The organism is Actinomadura luzonensis (assembly GCF_022664455.2).
Lineage (GTDB): Bacteria > Actinomycetota > Actinomycetes > Streptosporangiales > Streptosporangiaceae > Nonomuraea > Nonomuraea luzonensis.
In genome coordinates, this window is the sequence record NZ_JAKRKC020000001.1 from 5,397,274 (window position 1) to 5,414,357 (window position 17,084).

14 protein-coding genes and 1 pseudogene are annotated in these 17,084 nt (G+C 73.9%); 9 read left to right on the forward strand and 6 right to left on the reverse strand.

Features of this window, described 5'->3' with window-relative positions; genetic code table 11:
- Window positions 1–55 precede the first annotated feature (55 nt).
- Window positions 56–1,774: pseudogene (locus tag MF672_RS25700) on the forward strand (wax ester/triacylglycerol synthase domain-containing protein); the annotation flags it as partial.
- A 12-nt stretch (window positions 1,775–1,786) separates the two neighbouring features.
- On the opposite strand, the gene MF672_RS25705 reads toward MF672_RS25700, so the two are convergent.
- Window positions 1,787–2,317, reverse strand: coding sequence for a TetR/AcrR family transcriptional regulator (locus tag MF672_RS25705; protein WP_242374751.1), 531 nt, complete (start codon window positions 2,315–2,317; stop codon window positions 1,787–1,789).
- 836 nt (window positions 2,318–3,153) lie between these two features.
- Window positions 3,154–4,146, reverse strand: coding sequence for an alpha/beta hydrolase (locus MF672_RS25710; protein WP_242374750.1), 993 nt, complete (start codon window positions 4,144–4,146; stop codon window positions 3,154–3,156).
- 37 nt (window positions 4,147–4,183) lie between these two features.
- On the opposite strand from MF672_RS25710, the gene MF672_RS25715 reads away from it, so the two are divergent.
- A complete protein-coding gene (locus MF672_RS25715) occupies window positions 4,184–5,125 on the forward strand; it encodes an aldo/keto reductase (protein ID WP_242374749.1) in 942 nt (313 codons plus the stop codon).
- A 230-nt stretch (window positions 5,126–5,355) separates the two neighbouring features.
- Here MF672_RS25715 and MF672_RS25720 read toward each other — a convergent pair whose 3' ends face one another.
- Window positions 5,356–6,390, reverse strand: a complete 1,035-nt coding sequence (locus tag MF672_RS25720) for a polyprenyl synthetase family protein (protein ID WP_242374748.1) — start codon at window positions 6,388–6,390, stop codon at window positions 5,356–5,358.
- A gap of 237 nt (window positions 6,391–6,627) precedes the next feature.
- Between MF672_RS25720 and MF672_RS25725 the strand changes: the two genes are divergently transcribed.
- Window positions 6,628–7,986, forward strand: coding sequence for a cytochrome P450 (locus MF672_RS25725; protein WP_242374747.1), 1,359 nt, complete (start codon window positions 6,628–6,630; stop codon window positions 7,984–7,986).
- On the forward strand, window positions 7,983–9,605 hold the full coding sequence (locus MF672_RS25730; protein WP_242374746.1) for a prenyltransferase/squalene oxidase repeat-containing protein: 1,623 nt from the start codon (window positions 7,983–7,985) through the stop codon (window positions 9,603–9,605). Before MF672_RS25725 ends, MF672_RS25730 begins: the two co-directional genes overlap by 4 nt.
- On the opposite strand, the gene MF672_RS25735 is transcribed toward MF672_RS25730, so the two are convergent.
- Complete coding sequence (locus tag MF672_RS25735; RefSeq protein WP_242374745.1) at window positions 9,602–10,687, reverse strand: terpene synthase family protein; 1,086 nt, start codon at window positions 10,685–10,687, stop codon at window positions 9,602–9,604. The two genes, MF672_RS25730 and MF672_RS25735, sit on opposite strands and share 4 nt — an antisense overlap.
- Window positions 10,688–10,853: 166 nt before the next feature.
- Here MF672_RS25735 and MF672_RS25740 point away from each other — a divergent pair, with 166 nt between their 5' ends.
- Genes MF672_RS25740 through MF672_RS25760 form a run of 5 tightly spaced genes read left to right on the forward strand, consistent with a single transcriptional unit; the run spans window position 10,854 to window position 15,378 of the window.
- Complete coding sequence (locus MF672_RS25740; RefSeq protein ID WP_242374744.1) at window positions 10,854–13,268, forward strand: nitrate- and nitrite sensing domain-containing protein; 2,415 nt, start codon at window positions 10,854–10,856, stop codon at window positions 13,266–13,268.
- The gene (locus MF672_RS25745; protein WP_242374743.1) at window positions 13,265–13,693 is read left to right on the forward strand and encodes a roadblock/LC7 domain-containing protein; all 429 of its coding nucleotides are present in this window, start codon (window positions 13,265–13,267) and stop codon (window positions 13,691–13,693) included. The genes MF672_RS25740 and MF672_RS25745 overlap by 4 nt, the downstream gene beginning before the upstream one ends.
- A complete protein-coding gene (locus MF672_RS25750) occupies window positions 13,690–14,067 on the forward strand; it encodes a DUF742 domain-containing protein (RefSeq protein ID WP_242374742.1) in 378 nt (125 codons plus the stop codon). Before MF672_RS25745 ends, MF672_RS25750 begins: the two co-directional genes overlap by 4 nt.
- Window positions 14,048–14,635: a GTP-binding protein gene (locus MF672_RS25755; protein WP_242374741.1), complete on the forward strand. Its 588-nt coding sequence runs from the start codon at window positions 14,048–14,050 to the stop codon at window positions 14,633–14,635. The genes MF672_RS25750 and MF672_RS25755 overlap by 20 nt, the downstream gene beginning before the upstream one ends.
- 56 nt (window positions 14,636–14,691) lie before the next feature.
- Window positions 14,692–15,378, forward strand: coding sequence for a DUF998 domain-containing protein (locus tag MF672_RS25760; RefSeq protein WP_242374740.1), 687 nt, complete (start codon window positions 14,692–14,694; stop codon window positions 15,376–15,378).
- Window positions 15,379–15,395: 17 nt separating this feature from the next.
- Here MF672_RS25760 and MF672_RS25765 read toward each other — a convergent pair whose 3' ends face one another.
- Entirely contained in the window at window positions 15,396–16,130 is a 735-nt protein-coding gene (locus MF672_RS25765) for a TioE family transcriptional regulator (RefSeq protein WP_242374763.1), read from the reverse strand.
- 17 nt (window positions 16,131–16,147) lie between these two features.
- Window positions 16,148–17,074, reverse strand: a complete 927-nt coding sequence (locus MF672_RS25770; protein ID WP_242374739.1) for an NAD-dependent epimerase/dehydratase family protein — start codon at window positions 17,072–17,074, stop codon at window positions 16,148–16,150.
- Window positions 17,075–17,084: the final 10 nt, after the last annotated feature.

Here is a 17,084-nt window from a genome sequence, read left to right on the forward strand (position 1 = left end):
CCTCGCGGAAATCCCTTCATGCAATGCTGCCTGTACAACGGGAAAAGGAGAGCACATGCGCCAGCTCACTGCGCTCGACGCACAGTTCCTCAATGTCGAGACGGCGACCACCGCCGCGCACGTGGCGGGGCTGGCGATCCTGGACTCCGGCGACGGCTCGGTCAACCGGGCCGCGCTCGCGGACCTCCTGCTCGACCGGCTGCACCTCTCCCCTGCGCTGAGCCTCCGCCTGGCCGAAGTCCCGCTGGGGCTCGACCGGCCCTACTGGGCGCACGACCCCGGCTTCGACCTCGACAACCACCTGTTCGAGATGACGCTGCCCCGGCCGGGGAGCGACTGGCAGCTCGCCGAGGCGGTGGCGGAGCTGCATGCCCGGCGGCTGGACCGGTCGCATCCGTTGTGGGAGATGCACCTGATCCACGGACTGCCGGAGGGGCGGGTCGCCGTCTACACGAAGGTGCATCACGCCGCCATCGACGGCGTCTCCGGCGCCGAGACCCTGGCCACCCTCCTCGACCTCACCCCCGACGGCCACCTCACCAGCCGCCGCGACGACCACCGGAGCCCGCAGCCCGGCCCGACCGCCACGGACGAACCGTCCGCCGAAGGCCGATCGCCCGCCAGGGACGAGTCACCCGCTCTGGACGACCTGCCCACCAGCATGGGGCCCTCCGCCCAGGACGACCTGCCCACCCTCGCGCTCTCGGCCGCAGCCTCCGCGCCTTCACCTTCGGAAACGGCTGCCCCGGCGACCATGGTCCCGGCCACAGAAGGAGTCGGCTCGCAGACCGCACGCCCACCCGCAGAGGACGTTGCTTCGACGACTGCGGCTTCAGGTCCGGAAGAGGGTGCGCTGCCTGTGGTGGTGGCGGGGCGGAGGGACGAGGGGCCTGGGTGGGTCGGGATGTTGGCCGGGGCTGCGGTGCGGTCGGCGACGCAGCCGGTGCGGGCCGCGCAGGCCGTGGTGCGTGCGGCCGGGGACCTGGACGCCATCCCCGTGGCGTCGCGGCTGCCGGGCGCGCGGATGATCGCGAAGGCGGCGCGACTGGTGGCCCGTGAGCCGGTGGATCGGCCCGAGCTGCCGAGCCTGTCGGCTCCGCGCACGCCGTTCAACGGGCCCATCAGTGGCCGGCGGCACGTCTCGTTCGGGTCGTTGTCGCTCAAGGACGTCAAGAACGTCGCCAAGGCCAACGGTCTCAGCGTCAACGACGTCATCATGGCCCTCTGCACGTCGGCCCTGCGCGGCTGGCTTGCGGAGCGGGACGCGTTGCCGGTGGAGCCGCTGGTGGTGGCCGTTCCGGTGGCGGTCCGTACGCACGGGGCCAAGGACGCGGCGGGCAACCAGATCTCCGCCATGATCGCTCCCATGCCCACGGACGTCACCGACGCGCGGGAGCGGCTGCAGATCGTGGGCGAGACGATGGGGCGGGCCAAGCGCAGGTTCGCCCGGGCGCCGGCCACCTGGCTGCAGGAGCTGTGCTCGCTGCTGCCCGCCCCGGTGACGGCACTGGCCACGCCCGCGATCTTCAGGCTGGCGGGCATGGCGTTCCCGCCGATCAACCTGATCATCAGCAACGTGCCCGGGCCGCAGTTCCCGCTGTACCTGTGCGGCGGCAGGGTGTTGTCGTACTACCCGATGTCCGTACTGACGGACATGAGCGGCGGGCTCAGCATCACCTGCTTCTCTTACGACGGCATGCTCGACTTCGGCCTCGTCGCCTGCCCCGAGCGCGTCGACGACGTCTGGGCGCTGCTGCGGCACCTGCGCGACGCGCTGGACGAGCTGCTAGACGAGCGAGTGGGCGATGAGTTCCGCGACGGCGTCGGGGTCGATCTGGTGGCCGGTGAGCTGCCAGAGGTTCTCCTGGTAGAGCAGGACGGCGGCGAACATGGCGGCGGCGATCTCCAGCCGCGCCGCGTCACCCCGGGCCCCGGGTAGCGCCAGCTCCAGCGCGAAGCGGGCCCGGCGGACCAGCTCGCCGTTGAGGCGGCCGAGCCGTTCCTTGACCGAGCCGTGCGTGTCGGCCTCGCGGAACAGGATGCGCCGCATGGCCGGTGAGGCGCGCAACGGCAGGGCGCGGGCGAGCCGGGCGAGCGTGCCCACCGGGTCGCCGGGCACGGCGTCGACCTCGCGCCCCTCCTCGATCTGCGTACGTTCGTTGACCAGGGCGACCAGTACGTCGATCTTGCGCGGGAAATAGTCGACGATCAGCCCTTTGGGTACCTTCGCGAGTTTGGCGATGACAGCCGTCGGTGTGGCCTCGTAGCCGGAGCCCGCGAACAGCTCCTCCGCCGCGTCCAGGATGCGCGTGCGCATGTCACCCGTCACCACAGCACGAACCATAGCGGCACCATCGCCCCTCCGCCACGCCTCCCGGAGCTCCCACGATGCCACGAGTGGACCGGTCCCAAGCACTGATTCGGGATCGGTCCACGGTGATGCTGGTGGTGGGGAGGGGGTGAGGGGCGCGGGTGACGGCAAGAGCGCCGAAGGGGCCGGCGGGCGATGGGTGAGCGATGGGCGAGAGAGCAGACAAAAGCGTGCGAAACAGACTGGAACGGACAGGCGGGCGAGGCAGTCTGAAGCAGACAGGCGGCGAGGCCCAGGCGGGGCAGCGCGGCGCGGGCGGAGCGACCCAGGCAGGGGCGGCCCAGGCAGGGCGACCCAGGCAGGGCGACCCAGGCGGGGCGACCCAGGCGGGGGCAGGGCTGCCGAGGCGGACGACCCAGGCGGATGGCCCAAGCAGAGCGACCCAAGCAGAGCGACCCCAGCGGGGGTGACGCTGGCAAGGGCAGGGCCCAGGCGGGGTAACCCAGACGGGGCGACCCAAGCGGGAGCGGCGCGGGCGGCGGAGACGGGCAGACCCGGGGGTGTCGCTGGCGGGGCGGCGCACACGGCCCTCTGGGTCGGCAGTTCCCTGGTCGGCGGTCCTCTGTGTCAGCGGGCGTCGGTCTATCCGGTGACGTTCGGAGCGTCGGCGGCCCTTTGCGTCGGCGGGCGGCTGGGGCGGCGGCACTCTGCCTCAGCGGGCGGTTGAGGCAGAGTGCCGGCTGAGCCAGTGCCGGCCCTGGCCGGCGCCCGCTTCAGCCGGTGGGAGTCTGAGGCGACGGGCTTTTGAGACAGCGGGGTGCCCTGGTGGGCCTGAGCCTCTGTCAACGGGTGCCGATCGCGGCGAGGAGCATGGGGTAGGCGCGGTGGAGCTCGCGTTGCCAGTACGTGTGGTTGTGGCCGCCCCGGTAGAAGTGGGTGCGTACCGGGATGTCCAGGTCGCGGAGGTGGTCGGCGAAGGAGTGGGCGGCGCGGTTGGCGAGGTCCTCCACCAGGTCGCCTTCGCCCGCAGCCACGTACAGCTCGACGCCCTTCAGCTTCTCGGCCTGGTCGTACGGGTTGTGCGCGCGCCAGATCTCGCGCTGGGCCTCCGGGTCGCCCCAGATGCGCTTCCAGTCGGTGCCGAAGCAGCCCACCGCCGTGCCCGCCATCACCGCCTGCGGCACGCCGGGGGCGAGGATGTTGACGGCGCCGCTGAAGGAGGCCGCGGCCTTGAAGTAGCCCTTGGCCGCGTACAGCATCGCGCCCTGGCCGCCCATGGAGTAGCCGGCGATCGCGCGGCGCGGGCCGGCCCGGTAGCGGGCTTCGAGGAGGGGGAGCAGTTCGCGCAGGTGGTAGGTCTCCCAGCGCGGGGGGCCGCCGTCGCCGTCGTTCCACCAGTCGGAGTAGCTGCCGCACTTGCCGCCGTCCGGCATCACGACCATGACGCCGGAGTCGCGGGCCAGGTCGGCGACGTCGGTCTTGCCGGTCCAGGAGGTGTAGTCGTCGAGACCGCCGTGCAGCAGCCACAGCACCGGCCAGTCGCGGCGGGACTCCCAGTCGCGCGGGAGCAGCAGGCGGACCTTCGTGGTCTCGTCCCCGAGGGCCGGGGAGCGGATCGTGAGCTCCAGCCTGCGCTCGTCGAGGCGTCGCTCGTCGACGACCTGCGCGGACGCGCTCGCGGACGGGGCGGGGGATTTCCCGGTTTCGGTCGCGGAGGCGGTGGGTTGCGGGCCTGCCCGTTGGTCGCCGCGGGGCAGCAGCAGGGCCAGCCCCAGCAGGAACAGGCCGCCGGCGACCACCGCGCCGACCAGGCATCCACGTAATCGGGGCGCCATTGAGGCCTCCTTGTTGGATGCGCGGAATAATAGCCGGATGAGATCCATAGGCACCACGGACCTGTCCGTTTTTCCGATAGCGCTCGGCACCAACGTCTTCGGCTGGACGGCCGACAAGGAGACGTCGTTCGCGATCCTGGACGCGTACGTCGAGGGCGGCGGCAACTTCATCGACACCGCCGACGTGTACCCCCACTGGGCGACCGGCGAGTCCACCTCGGAGATCATCATCGGCGAGTGGCTGGCCGACCGGCGCAACCGCGACTCCGTCGTCCTGGCCACCAAGGTCGGCATGCTGGAGGGGCGACGCGGCCTGGCGCCGGCCACCATCCGCGCCGCTGTCGAGGACTCGCTGCGGCGGCTCCGCACCGACTACATCGACCTGTACTGGGCGCATGTGGACGATCGCGACACACCTCTGACCGAGACGCTGTCCACGTTCGACGCGCTGGTGCGCGAGGGCAAGGTGCGGTACGTCGGCGCGTCCAACCACGGGGCCGAGCGGCTGGCGGAGGCGCTCAAGGTCTCCGACAGTGAAGGGCTCGTGCGGTACGTGGCGCTGCAGCAGGAGTACAACCTGGTGGAGCGGGGGTACGAGGGCGAGCTGCGGGACGTGGTGACCAGGGAAGGGCTGGTCAGCACGCCGTACTCGGGGCTGGCCCGCGGGTTCCTGACCGGCAAGTACCGGCCGGGCGTCACCGTGGACAGCCCGCGGGCCGGGCGGGCGGCGGAGTACCTGGGCTCCGAGCACGGGCGGCGGACGATGGAGGCGCTGGTCGAGGTGGCCGGTGAACGGGGGGTGGAGCCGGCGTCGGTGGCGCTGGCGTGGCTGGCGGCGCAGCCCACCGTGGTGGCGCCGATCGCGAGTGGGCGTGACGGGGAGCAGGTGGGGGCTCTGATGGCGGCTGCGGAGGTGGTGCTGGGGGCGGAGGAACTGGCCCTGCTCGACACCGCCTCCCGCCCGACTCCCGCCCCCTGACCTTCGGTCCCCCAGGCACCGGCGGCCTCCGCCCGCCGACCGCGTCCGCAGACCGGCGGGCGGGCGCGGGAACGAAGGGCGAGCGGGCGGGGGCTGGCGCGGGTGCGAGCGGGTGCAGGAACGGCGGCCGGCGGGGTCGCGGCGGACGGTCGATCGCGGGGTGGACGGGTGGTGGAGGTTGGGGTCAGGGCAAGGGTGGTGGGCGGGGATCGGCCGGGAGCTGGGGGGAGTCAGTGGGTGCGGGTGGTCAGGGAGGTGCAGAGGGCGCGGAGTTCTGTGGCGTGCGGCAGGTGAGTGTCCAGGGCTCGGAGGGCGGCGGCGAGGTGGTGGTCGGCCAGGGCTTGGGCGTGGGCGCGGCCTCCGGCCTCCTCGACCAGGCGGGCCGCCGCGCCGATCGCGTCCTCGTCGCCGAGCCCCGCCGCCAGCAGGGCCGACAGGTCGCGGGCGGCGGTCCCGTCCGCGGCGAGGGCGCACAGCACGGGCAGGGTCTTCTTGTCGCGGCGCAGGTCGCTGTGGATGGGTTTGCCGGTGACGGCCGGGTCGCCCCAGATGCCGAGGACGTCGTCGGTGATCTGGAAGGCGACCCCGAGGTCGCGTCCCATCTCCCACATCAGGTCGGCCAGTTCGCGCGGCGCGCCGCCGAGGGTGACGCCGAGCGCCGCCGCGGCCCCCAGCAGGCTGCCGGTCTTGCCGGCGGCCATCCGCGTGTACTCGTCGAGGGTGACCGCGTGGGGGCCGTGCCAGGGGCGGTTCTCGAAGGCCATGTCGGTGCTCTGCCCGTGGACGAGCTCGGTCAGCGCGGCCGACAGCAGGCGCATCGCCTCCGGGGCGGTGGCGAGCTGGGCGACGGCCAGGGCCAGCAGGGCGTCGCCGGTGAGCAGGGCGGGCCCCACCCCGTACGCCTTCCACAGGGCGGCGCGGTGCCGGCGCCGCTCGTCGTGGTCGATGATGTCGTCGTGCGCCAGCGAGAAGGCGTGCACCAGCTCCACCGCCACCGCGCCCGGCACGGCGGCGGCCGCGTCGGCGCCGACGGCCTCGGCGGCGAGCAGCGCGAGGGCCGGACGCACCCCCTTGCCGCCGTCGCCGGCCTGGGGACGGCCGTCGGCGTCCGACCAGCCGAGCGTGTAGCCGGCCATCCGCGAGCTCCACGGGTGCAGGCCGGCGACGGCCTCGCGGAGGGCGGGTTCGAGCAGGCGGCGGCAGCGTTCCACGGCCTCCCCGGGAACGCCCGCGCGCTCGCCGGACGGCGGACGGCTGAGACTCAACTGGCGCTCCTACCTCGGTACGATCTTGAAGTTACATGCAAACGCATGCGATGATCCATCCCAAGTTCGCCGTTTGTCATGAAATGTCCGGCATGTGAGACAACCACCCCCACCCAGTTGATCATCACGCGCCCCCCATGTGACAATACGCGAAATATGACAAACGGCCTGTAGTTGCCCAGAAGGCTACATGCCGGCCCGCCGCTGCGTACGCATCCATACCAGGGGATCGCCGCCATGCCGCACGCCACGGACCCCTCCGTGACCAGCCCCCACGTCCTCCCCCTCCACAAGGCCGTACCCCGTTTGGTGAAGGACCCGGTGACCGAGCTGGCGAGGATGGGCGTCGAGGCCCGGGGCAAGGTGGTCCGCCTCGACCTCGGCCCCTTCCGCCCGTACCTGATCTCCCACCCGGACCACGTCCAGCAGGTGCTCAAGACCGACTGGACGAACTTCGTCAGGGAGGGCATGTTCTGGCGGCCCGTGCAGCGCGTGACCGGCCGGAGCATCCTCGGCGAAGGCGACGGATGGGCGTCGGCCAGGAAGATTCTCCAGCCGCTCTTCACCGCCCGCTACACCGCCTCGCTGGCCGAGGACATGGCCGACATCATCCACGGCTGCATGGCCGAGCTGGACGGGTACGCCCGCGCCGGCCGGCCGATCGACGGCGGGCACCAGATGACCAGCATCGTCAACCAGGCGGTCATCAAGGTGTTGTTCGGCGGCCGGATCTCGCGGGAGGTGGCCGAGCGGCTGCAGCCGGAGTTCGCCACGTGCGCCACCTCGATCGCCTTCCGGCTGCTGGTGCCGTTCGCGCCGTACTCGATCAAGGTGCCGGGCGACCGGGCGTTCCTGCGGTCCGCGAAGAAGATCGACGAGATCGTGTACCCGCTCATCGAGCAGGCCCGGCGCGAGCGCCCGCACAGCAACGAGGTCGTCTCCGCGCTGATCGCGGCCCGGCTGGAGCAGGAGGGCGAGGTCGACCTCAAGCAGGTGCGCGACGACCTGGTCAGCATCTACGGGGCCGCCTCCGAGACCACCGCCATGTCGCTGACCTGGCTCTGGTCGGTGCTGCACGACCACCCCGAGGTGAACGCCCGCCTCCAGGACGAGATCGCCGGCGTGGTCGGCGGCGGGCCGGTGCGGCCCGCGCACATGGAACGGCTCCCCTACCTCCGCATGGTGCTCCAGGAGCTGCTGCGCGTGCACCCGTCGGCCTGGATCATCCCCCGGCAGACGGTGGCGGACACGGAGATCGGCGGCGTCCGGATCAAGGCCGGCTCGCAGGTGCTGGTCAGCCCGTACACGACGCACCGGCTGCCGGAGTTCTGGGAGCGCCCGCTGGAGTTCGACCCGGAGCGCTGGGCCGACGAGCGGAGCGCGCGGCGGCACCGCTACGCGTTCATCCCCTTCGGCGCGGGGCCGCATGTCTGCCTCGGTCAGGCGCTGTTCTACGTGGAGGCGCCGCTGGTGATCGCGAACGTGCTCAGCAGGTACCGGCAGGTGCTCACCAACCCGCAGCCGCTCACCCCCGTACCGGGCGCCTCCGTGCGGCCGAAGGAGAAGCTGCTGCTCAGGCTGGAACCCCGGCGATGAGCGCGCGTCTCGCCGCGGCGGCGGCCGAGCTGGTGACCAGCCTCATGCTGCGGCCGTGGGGGCAGGTGTCGCCCTCCGTGTACGAGACCGGGCGGCTGGTCTCGCTGGCCCCCTGGCTGACCGGGCACCGCGAGCGGATCGACTACCTGACCGGCACCCAGCGCCCGGACGGCACGTGGGGCGCCCCCGACGGCTACGGGCTGGTGCCGACGCTGAGCGCCACCGAGGGCCTGCTCGCCGCGCTCGTCCGCGGCGACGCCGAGCGCGGGCGCCTCGCCCCGGCGGCCGAACGCGGGCTCGCCGCACTCCGCGCCTGGCTGGACGCCCGTCCGGACGGGCAACACGACGGGCAGCCGGGCGGGCGGCTCGGGCTGCCGGACATGCCGGCGATCGAGCACATCGTCCCCTCGCTCGTGGCGCTCATCAACCGGCACGCCGCCGCCCTGCCCGGCCACCCGCCGAGCCGCCCGCTGCCGCTGCCGGAGGGGATGAGCTACGACGCGCTCACCCGGGTGCGGACGTGGATCGCCTCGGGCGCGCGGATCCCGGAGAAGCTGCTGCACGCGCTGGAGGTCGCGGGCGAGGCGGCCGCGCGGGCGCCGGGCGTGCGGCCCACGGCCATCGGCACGGTGGGCGCCTCCCCCGCCGCCACCGCCGCCTGGTTGTCCCCGGGCCCTTCCGGGTCCGCGCTCGCGGACGACCAGCCCGAGCGGACGGCCGACGCGTCGGAGGCGGCGCGCGGGCACCTGGAGGCGATCGTCCGCCTGCACGGCGGCCCGGTGCCGGTGGGCCTGCCGATCACCGTGTTCGAGCGGGGCTGGGTGCTGAGCCTCCTGGTACGGGCGGGCGTGCCGGTGGAGGTGCCGCCGGAGATCCCGGCCGACCTGCGGGCCGCGATCGGGCCGGCCGGCACCCCCGCGGGGCCGGGGCTGCCGGCCGACGCCGACACGACGTCGGTCGCCCTGTACGCGCTGGCGCTGCTCGGCCTGCCCTGCGAGCCGGACAGCCTGTGGAGCTTCCGCTCGGGCGCGCACTTCGCCACCTGGCCGGGCGAGCAGGGCGTGTCGGTGAGCGTCAACGCGCACGTCCTGGACGCCTTCGGCCAGTACGCCGCCCGCCGCCCCGGCGCCGCGCCCCGCTACGCCGGCACCATACGTGACCTGGCCGGCTGGCTGCGCGAGCGGCAGGAGCCGGACGGGAGCTGGAGCGACCGCTGGCACGCCTCGCCGTACTACGCCACGGTGAGCTGCGCGCTCGCGCTGGACGCCTTCGGCGGCGAGCGGTCGGCCCCCGCGGTGCGCGCCGCCGCCGAGTGGGTGCTGGCCACGCAGCGCCCGGACGGCTCCTGGGGCCGCTGGGCGGGCACCGCCGAGGAGAGCGCGTACGCGATCCAGACCCTGCTGCTGACCCGCTGCCGGCAGGACCCGCGCGGCCTGGAGGCCGCGCGGCGGGGGCAGGCGTACCTGGCGGGGGCGGCGGGCGCGGACCACCCGCCGCTCTGGCACGACAAGGACCTGTACGCGCCGATCGCCATCACCCGGGCGGCGGTCATCGCGGCGTCCTACCTGGTCGAGCGGGCGGCCCGGGACGCCGCCCCGGCCGGGCGCGACGGACGTTAGCCGCGATGCCCCTCCGCGTCCCTGGCCAGGTCCCGCACGGTGTACGCGTGCGTGTCCCTGGCCAGGTACCAGCCGCCGTTGAAGGCCACGCTGCGGCGCTGGCCGTCGGCGGCCCCGGCCAGGGCGGCGGGCAGCGCGGCGAGCCCGGCGGCCAGCTCCCGGCCGAGCCCGGCGAGGTGACCCTTGACCCGCTCGACCGCGGCGGGGACGTCAAGACCGCCGCGCTCCAGGATGAGCACGGCGTTCGGCTTGCCCTCGCGCCGCTCCCGCTCGAACGTGCGGAGGTCGTTGGCCAGCCGCAGGCACGCCGCGCCCAGGTCGAGGACCGGCTCCAGGGCCCGCCAGTGCTCCTCGGGCGCGCCGGGCGGGCCGCAGAGGGGCAGGGCGGCCAGCCACCAGGCGTGGTAGAGGATGGTGATCCGCCCGTTGGCCAGGTACGGCTCGTAGCCGGGCCACGGCCGCTCCCCCGTCGCCCAGGCGCGCTCGCGGGCCATCGCGGCCCCGGCGATCGAGAGCTGGTCGGCCAGGACGGGCGCGTACCCGGCGGAGGCGGCGTGGCCGTACCAGCGCTCGCACCACGCCGACCAGGCGCGCAGGGCCTCGCCGACGGGGCCGTCGCCGGTGGGGGGCGGGGAGCCGGCGAGGGCGGCGGCCATCCGGTCGAAGAGCTCCGCGACGCCGTCCGGCGACACGCCGCCGGACCCGGCCGTCAAGCCGCCCGCGACCCCGCCCGCGGGGCCGTCCGTGATGCCGCCCGTGATGCCGTCCGCGATGTCGTCCACGCCGAACAGGATCGTCGTCAGCGTCCCCAGGTCGGCGACCCGCCCGGCGTCCGCGCGCGGGAACGTGGCCGCCGCCGACAGGCAGCTGAACGCGAGCCGGCTGGCCGAGCTGTCGCCGTCCGGGAAAAGGCGGTTGTAAGGACGCAGCAGCGCCGCGGCGCGGGGCACGGCGTCAAGGGCGGTGGCGAGCACCGCGTCGCGGTCGCCCGCGGGCACGCCGGCCAGTTGATGTGATCGGTCAAGGAGGCGGTCGGCGAGCTGGTTGTGAATGGTGAAGTAAGCGGGGGAGGAGTCACTCACTCGCACAAGATATCGTTTTTGACCATATATGACCAATTTTGTCAATATGGTTATTTGGTGTGCCCGATGTTTGCCGTTGCTTGAGAGGCCCTTTGCGACTGCGCTAGAGTTCCTTGATCGATACGGCCGCCGGCAACGCGAATGAGATTCACACAGGGTGGGTAAAATGGGCTTCCGCAATACACGACTGCGGACCAAAGTCACGGCTCTGCTGCTCTCCCTGGCGGCGTTGTGGGCGTTCGCGGCCTGGGTCACCCTGCGCGAGGGCGTCAACCTGCTGTGGGTCTCCCAGCTCGACTCGTCCGTGGTCGCGCCGAGCGAGCCGCTGCTGGTCGAGCTGCAGAAGGAGCGCCGCGTCTCGATCGTGCGGCTCAGCGACGACACCCCGCGCTCCCGCCGCGACCTCGACCTCCAGCGCAAGGAGACCGACCGCCTGCTCGGCGCGTTCCGCGAGTCGGCGAGCGCGGCGATCGTCGGCTGGGCCAGCGACGAGGAGGGCGAGCAGCGGCTCGCCGACGTCTTCCGGCGGCTCGACTCCATCAAGCAGCTCCGGCGCTCGGTGGACGCCGGCAAGCTCGACCGGGTGGGCGTCACCGACGCCTACGCCGAGGTCATCGACCCCGTCTTCAGCCTGTACGGCTCCCTCGCCACGCTCGACGACAAGGCCCTCGCCAAGGACGTCCGCACCCTGCTCGCCCTCAGCCGCGCCCGCGAGGTGCTCACCCGCGAGGACGCGCTGCTCGCCGGCGCGCTGGCCGAGGGCCGGCTGACCGCCGCCGAGCACGCGCAGTTCACGCAGACCGTCGGCGCCTGGCGGATCATCGCCGAGCAGGCCGCCGCCGACCTGCCGGCCGAGGACCGGGTGACCTACGACAAGCTGATGAAGGGCGCGGCCTTCGCCCGCCTGGCGACCATGGAACGCCAGATCGGCGAGCAGAACCCGAGCCTCGCGATCCTGCCCTTCGGCGGCGACGCCTGGAAGGCCGCGACCGAGCGGGCGCTGACCGAGTTCAACACGATGGTGCTGAGCGCGGGCGACCGCCTCGTGGAGCGGGTCGTGCCGGTCGCCGTGAACGTGGTCATCCGGCTGGCCCTGGCCGGCGGCCTCGGCCTGATCGCGGTCATCGCCTCGATCGTCCTGTCCATCACCACGGCCCGCGCCCTGTTCGCCCAGCTCCAAAAGCTGCGCGACGCCGCGCACGAGCTGTCCGACCACCGCCTGCCGGACATCGTGGAGCGCATCGGCCGCGGCGAGGAGGTGGACGTGGCCGCCGAGGCGCCGCCGCTGCAGTTCGGCGACGACGAGATCGGCCAGGTGGGCCAGGCGTTCAACACCGTGCAGAGCACCGCGATCCGGGTCGCCGCCGAGCAGGCCGAGCTGCGCCGCGGCATCCGCGACATCCTGCTGAGCCTGGCCCGCCGCACGCAGGGCCTGGTGCACCGGCAGCTCACCGTCCTCGACGTGATGGAGCGCCGCGAGACCGACCCCGAGGAGCTGAAGGAGCTGTTCCGGCTGGACCACCTGGCCATCCGGATGCGGCGCAACGCGGAGAACCTCATCGTGCTGTCCGGCTCCTCCCCCGCCCGGACCTGGCGCCGCTCGGTGCCCATGGTGGACGTCGTCCGCGGCGCGCTGGCCGAGGTCGAGGACTACACCCGGGTCTCGCTGCTGCCCATGGGCGACGTGGTGCTGGTCGGCCGGGCCGTCGGCGACGTCGTGCACCTGCTGGCCGAGCTCATCGAGAACGCGGTGTCGTTCTCGCCGCCGTACACGAACGTGCAGGTCAGCGGCCAGCTCGTGGCCAACGGGTACGTGATCGAGGTCGAGGACCGCGGCCTCGGCATGAAGCCCGAGGACCTGGAGGCCGCCAACCGGCGCATCGCCGACCCGCCGGAGTTCCGCATCAGCGGCACCGCCCGCCTCGGCCTGTACGTGGTGAGCCGGCTCGCCCGCCGGCACGACATCCAGGTGGTGCTGAAGGCCAGCCCGTACGGCGGGACGACGGTCGTGGTGCTGCTGCCGCAGGAGCTCGTCGAGCTCGACCCGGCGCCGCGGCACCACGGCGGCGACGCCGAGCGGCTGCCCCGCAGGCAGACGGGGGTGGCCACGGCGGCCCGCCCGGAGGTGGCCCGGCCTGAGGTGGCCCGCCCGGAGGTGACCCGCCCTGAGATGACCCGTTCCGAGACGCCCCGGCCGGAGAGGCCGGCGGAGAACGTCCGCACGCTCAAGCCCGCGGTCCCGGCCCAGGCCCCGGCCCCGAGCCGCGGCCCCCAGCCCGCCCCGCCCCCTGAGGCCGGAGCGGGGACGACACCCGAGCCGGAGCCCGAGACCGGCCCGGCCGCGCGGCGGCCCGCGGCCGAGTTCACCCCGGGGGGCCTGCCGCTCCGCGTGCCGCAGGCGAACCTCGCCCCGGCGCTGCGGGACGACACGCCCACGCAGCCAGATTTCGAGGAGGACGATGACGAGCGCTCGCCGGAGGAGATCCGCGCGATGATGGGATCTCTGCAGTCAGGCACGCGCCTCGGCCGCACGGAGGCGGCCAGGCTGCTGGACGAACAGTCGGGAGGCGAGGAAGCATGACCCCCACCTCGGGCACTGACCTCAACTGGCTGCTCGACGACCTCGTCGGGCGGGTCAAGGAGGCCGAGCACGCGATCGTGTTGTCCTCCGACGGCCTGCTGATGGCCTCGTCGGCCGGGTTGCAGCGCACCGACGGCGAGCACCTGTCGGCCGTGGCCTCCGGGCTGCAGAGCCTGGCGAGGGGCGTCTCCGACTACATCAAGGGCGGCGCGGTGCGCCAGACGGTGGTGGAGTGGCGCAGCCAGTTCCTCATCGTGACCACGGCGGGCGAGCGCGCCTGCCTGGCGGTGTTGTGCGCGCAGAACGCCGACATCGGCCTCATCGCGTACGAGATGGCGATGATGGTGGCCCGCGTCGGCCAGTACCTCACCTCGGGCGCCCGCAACCCCGAGGCCGTCGGCGGCACGGCCGGGAGCGACCGGTGACCGTTCCCGACGGCTCCGCCGACGAGCACTGGGTCGACCCGGAGATCGTCCGGCCCTACGTCGTGACGCGGGGCCGGACGATGCCGGCGCACGGCAAGTTCGACCTGATCTCCATGGCCCTGGCGATCGGCCCGCCGCCGGGGCCCGACGCCGGGCTCGATCCCGAGCACCTGCGCATCCTCCAGATCTGCCGCGAGCCCAAGTCCGTGGCGGAGATCGCCGCGCACCTCGATTTGCCGGCCGGCACCATCCGGGTGCTGCTCGGCGACCTGTTCGACCGCGAACTCGTCTCTGCCCAGGAACCCCGATCCGAGGTGGACATGCACGACATGAAGATGTACAGGGCGGTGCTCGATGGTCTTCGCTCGCTCTGAGCGCCCGCGCCTGCCGACGGCGATCAAGATCCTCGTCGCCGGCGGGTTCGGCGCGGGCAAGACGACGATGGTCGGCGCGGTCTCCGAGACCCGGCCGCTGCGCACCGAGGAGATCCTCACCGACCGCGGCATCGGCGTCGACGACCTGACGTCGGTCGAGGCCAAGCGGACCACCACCGTGGCCATGGACTTCGGCCGGATCACCCTCGGCAACGACTACGTCCTGTACCTGTTCGGCACGCCGGGCCAGGAGCGCTTCTGGTTCGTGTGGGACGAGCTGGCGGAGGGCTCGCTGGGGGCGGTGATCCTGGCCGACACGCGGCGGCTGGCCGACTGCTTCCCGTCGGTCGACTACTTCGAGCGGCGCGGCACGCCGTTCGTGGTGGCGGTCAACTGCTTCGAGGGGGCGCCGACGTACGAGCTGGACGAGGTGCGGCTGGCGTTGCAGCTCGACCCGGCGATCCCCATCGTCCTGTGCGACGCCCGCAAGCGGGAGTCGAGCAGGGAGGTGCTGATCGCCTTGGTCAAGCACTCGGCGCGGCTGCGGGCGGAGCCCGTCGGGAGCTGAGCCGTCTTGTCAGGCTGGATTGACACGCGCGCAGGTGTCAATCTAGCCTGACAGGCATGCGCACACTCACTCCCCCGGCGCCCGAGGCGCCGCGCGCCCCCGCGCCCGGGCCGGTCACCAGGCGACTGCTCGCGTGCGGGCCGGCCGCCGGGACGCTGTTCGTCGGCGCGTTCCTCGTGCAGGGCGCCCTGCGCGCCGGGTACGACCCGCTGCGCCACCCGGTCAGCTCCCTCGCGCTCGGCCCGCACGGCTGGGTGCAGTCGGCGAACTTCGTCGTGGCCGGGCTGCTGACCCTCGCTTTCACCGCCGGCCTCGCGCGGGCGCTGCGCGGCTCCCGCTCGCTGCCGGTCCTCGTCGGGATCTGGGGGGCCATGCTGGTGGCGGCCGGCGTGTTCACCACCGACCCGGTGAGCGGCTATCCGCCGGGCACGCCCGATCTGCTGCCGCACTACAGCGGCCTGGCCGCCGAGCTGCACGACCTGGTGTCGCTGCCCGCGTTCGTGGCGCTGCCGGTCGCGTGCGCGGTGTTCGCCGTGCGCTGCGCGCGGGCCGGCGAGCGGGCGTGGGCGGTGTACTCGGCGGTGAGCGCGGTCGTGTTCGCGGTGGCGTTCGGGCTGGCGACGGCGGCCTTCGCGCAGGCGCCCGCGCTGGTCGCGTACGGCGGGCTGTTCCAGCGGGTGGCGGTGGTCACCGGGTGGGCGTGGCTGGCGCTGCTGGGCGTGCGCCTGCTGCGCCGCCCGTGACCCGCCCCTGCCCCCGCTCAGTCCGGCGGGCTCAGGTACGCCTCCAGCGCGGCGGCGGCGGACAACATCGCCCGGCCCCTGGCCGACAGCCGGTCGCGCCAGCCCTGGAGCGCCGCCTCCAGGGGCTCGACGCCGCCGGCCTCGCGCACCTGGCCGATCAGCGGGGCGATCTGCTCCAGCAGGTAGCCGCCGCGCCTGAGCTGGTGCGCGAGCCGCGCGTCGCGGACGTCGGCGGCGGTGTAGACCCGGTAGCCGGTGCGCGGGTCGCGGCGCGGCCTGACCAGCCCGGCCCGCTCCCACTTGCGCAGCGTCGCGGGGCGCAGGCCGAGCCGCCGGGCCAGCGGCCCGATGAACGTCCCCTCCGCCCCGGCTTCCGCCGCTTCTCCTCTGGCCTCCGTCCCCCGCCGTCCCGTTCCGCCGGGCGGCCGGGTGCCGGTCAGGTCGCCGAGGGCCTGCTCCACCGCCTGGAGCGTGCGCCGGTCGTCGAGGAGCTGGGCGTGGCTCTCGTCGATGAGCCGCAACGCCTGCTCGACCGTCCCCGCGTTGACCGCCCGCATGATCGCCGTCGCGGTGGCGTGCCCGTGGGCGGGCACCAGGGCGAGGAAGGCCCGCAGCGCCTGCGCGTGGCGCGGCGTGTACGTCCGGTACCCCGTCTCCGTCCGCGCGGCGGCCGGCAGGATGCCCGCTTCCTCGTAGTTGCGTACCGCCTGGGTGGACAGGCCGTGCTCGCGCGCCAGGTCCACCGGCCGCAGCCGACCGGCCCGCCCGCTCACCGACCGGGCCGCGCGTCGAGCACCGCGGCGGTGGCCCGCCAGCCCTCCCGGGCGCTGCGGTGGCGCGGCGCCCAGCCGGTGGCCTCGCGCAGCCGGCGGTTGGCGACCCGCAGCGAGCGGGTGAGCGAGGTGAGCCGGTCCCCCAGCAGGTACGCGGCCCGCCCCGGCCCCCGCACCCACGGGCGCGCCCCGGCGGCGGCGGCCAGCGCGGCGGCGAAGGCGCGCTTGGTCAGCGGCTCGTCGTCCACCACGTTGTAGACGCCCGGCGGAGCGGTGAGCGCGGCGACGACGGCGGTGGCGGCGTCGTCCAGGTGGATCGCGGACAGGTAGCCGTCCGGGTGGCCGAGGATCATGGCGACGTGCCGGCGGGCCTGCGCGTAGAGCTGCTCGCTGTGCGCCGCGCCGGGGCCGTAGAACCAGCCGAGGCGCAGCACCACCGCCGCGCCGCCGGCCTCGCCGAGGCGGCGGGCGTTCGCCTCGGCGGCGTGGTTGCCGCGGGCCATCGGGTAGTGGTCGACCGGCGCGTCCTCGTCGATCCACCGGTCGCCCTGGTCGCGGTAGATCATGCTGACCGACTCCTGGACGAGCCTCGGCACCCCGGCGGCGAGCGCCGCGTCCGCGACGGCGGCCGAGCCCTCCACGCGCACGCGGCGGTTGGCGGCCTGGGCGCTCGCGCTCATGAACCTGCTCATGGACGGGATCGCGGTCGCGAGGTTGACCACCGCGTCGTGGCCGGCGAACGCGGCGGCCAGGGCGTCGCGGTCGAAGAGCGACACCTCGGCGGGGGTCGCGCCCGAGGCGGCGAGCGCGGCGGCCTTGGCGGGCGTGCGGGCGAGAGCGGTCACCGCGTGCCCCGCGGCCAGCAGGGCCGGGACCGCGTGCCCGCCGATCGCCCCGGTGCCGCCTGTGACGAAGACTCGCATAGTGAGAGAG

Bases quoted from the DNA above. Each gene is read 5' to 3' on its own strand.
- MF672_RS25705 (WP_242374751.1), bottom strand. From the start codon at position 2,317: ATGCGCACGCGCATCCTGGACGCGGCGGAGGAGCTGTTCGCGGGCTCC.
- MF672_RS25710 (WP_242374750.1), bottom strand. From the start codon at position 4,146: ATGGCGCCCCGATTACGTGGATGCCTGGTCGGCGCGGTGGTCGCCGGC.
- MF672_RS25715 (WP_242374749.1), top strand. From the start codon at position 4,184: ATGAGATCCATAGGCACCACGGACCTGTCCGTTTTTCCGATAGCGCTC.
- MF672_RS25725 (WP_242374747.1), top strand. From the start codon at position 6,628: ATGCCGCACGCCACGGACCCCTCCGTGACCAGCCCCCACGTCCTCCCC.
- MF672_RS25730 (WP_242374746.1), top strand. From the start codon at position 7,983: ATGAGCGCGCGTCTCGCCGCGGCGGCGGCCGAGCTGGTGACCAGCCTC.
- MF672_RS25740 (WP_242374744.1), top strand. From the start codon at position 10,854: ATGGGCTTCCGCAATACACGACTGCGGACCAAAGTCACGGCTCTGCTG.
- MF672_RS25745 (WP_242374743.1), top strand. From the start codon at position 13,265: ATGACCCCCACCTCGGGCACTGACCTCAACTGGCTGCTCGACGACCTC.
- MF672_RS25755 (WP_242374741.1), top strand. From the start codon at position 14,048: ATGGTCTTCGCTCGCTCTGAGCGCCCGCGCCTGCCGACGGCGATCAAG.
- MF672_RS25760 (WP_242374740.1), top strand. From the start codon at position 14,692: ATGCGCACACTCACTCCCCCGGCGCCCGAGGCGCCGCGCGCCCCCGCG.
- MF672_RS25770 (WP_242374739.1), bottom strand. From the start codon at position 17,074: ATGCGAGTCTTCGTCACAGGCGGCACCGGGGCGATCGGCGGGCACGCG.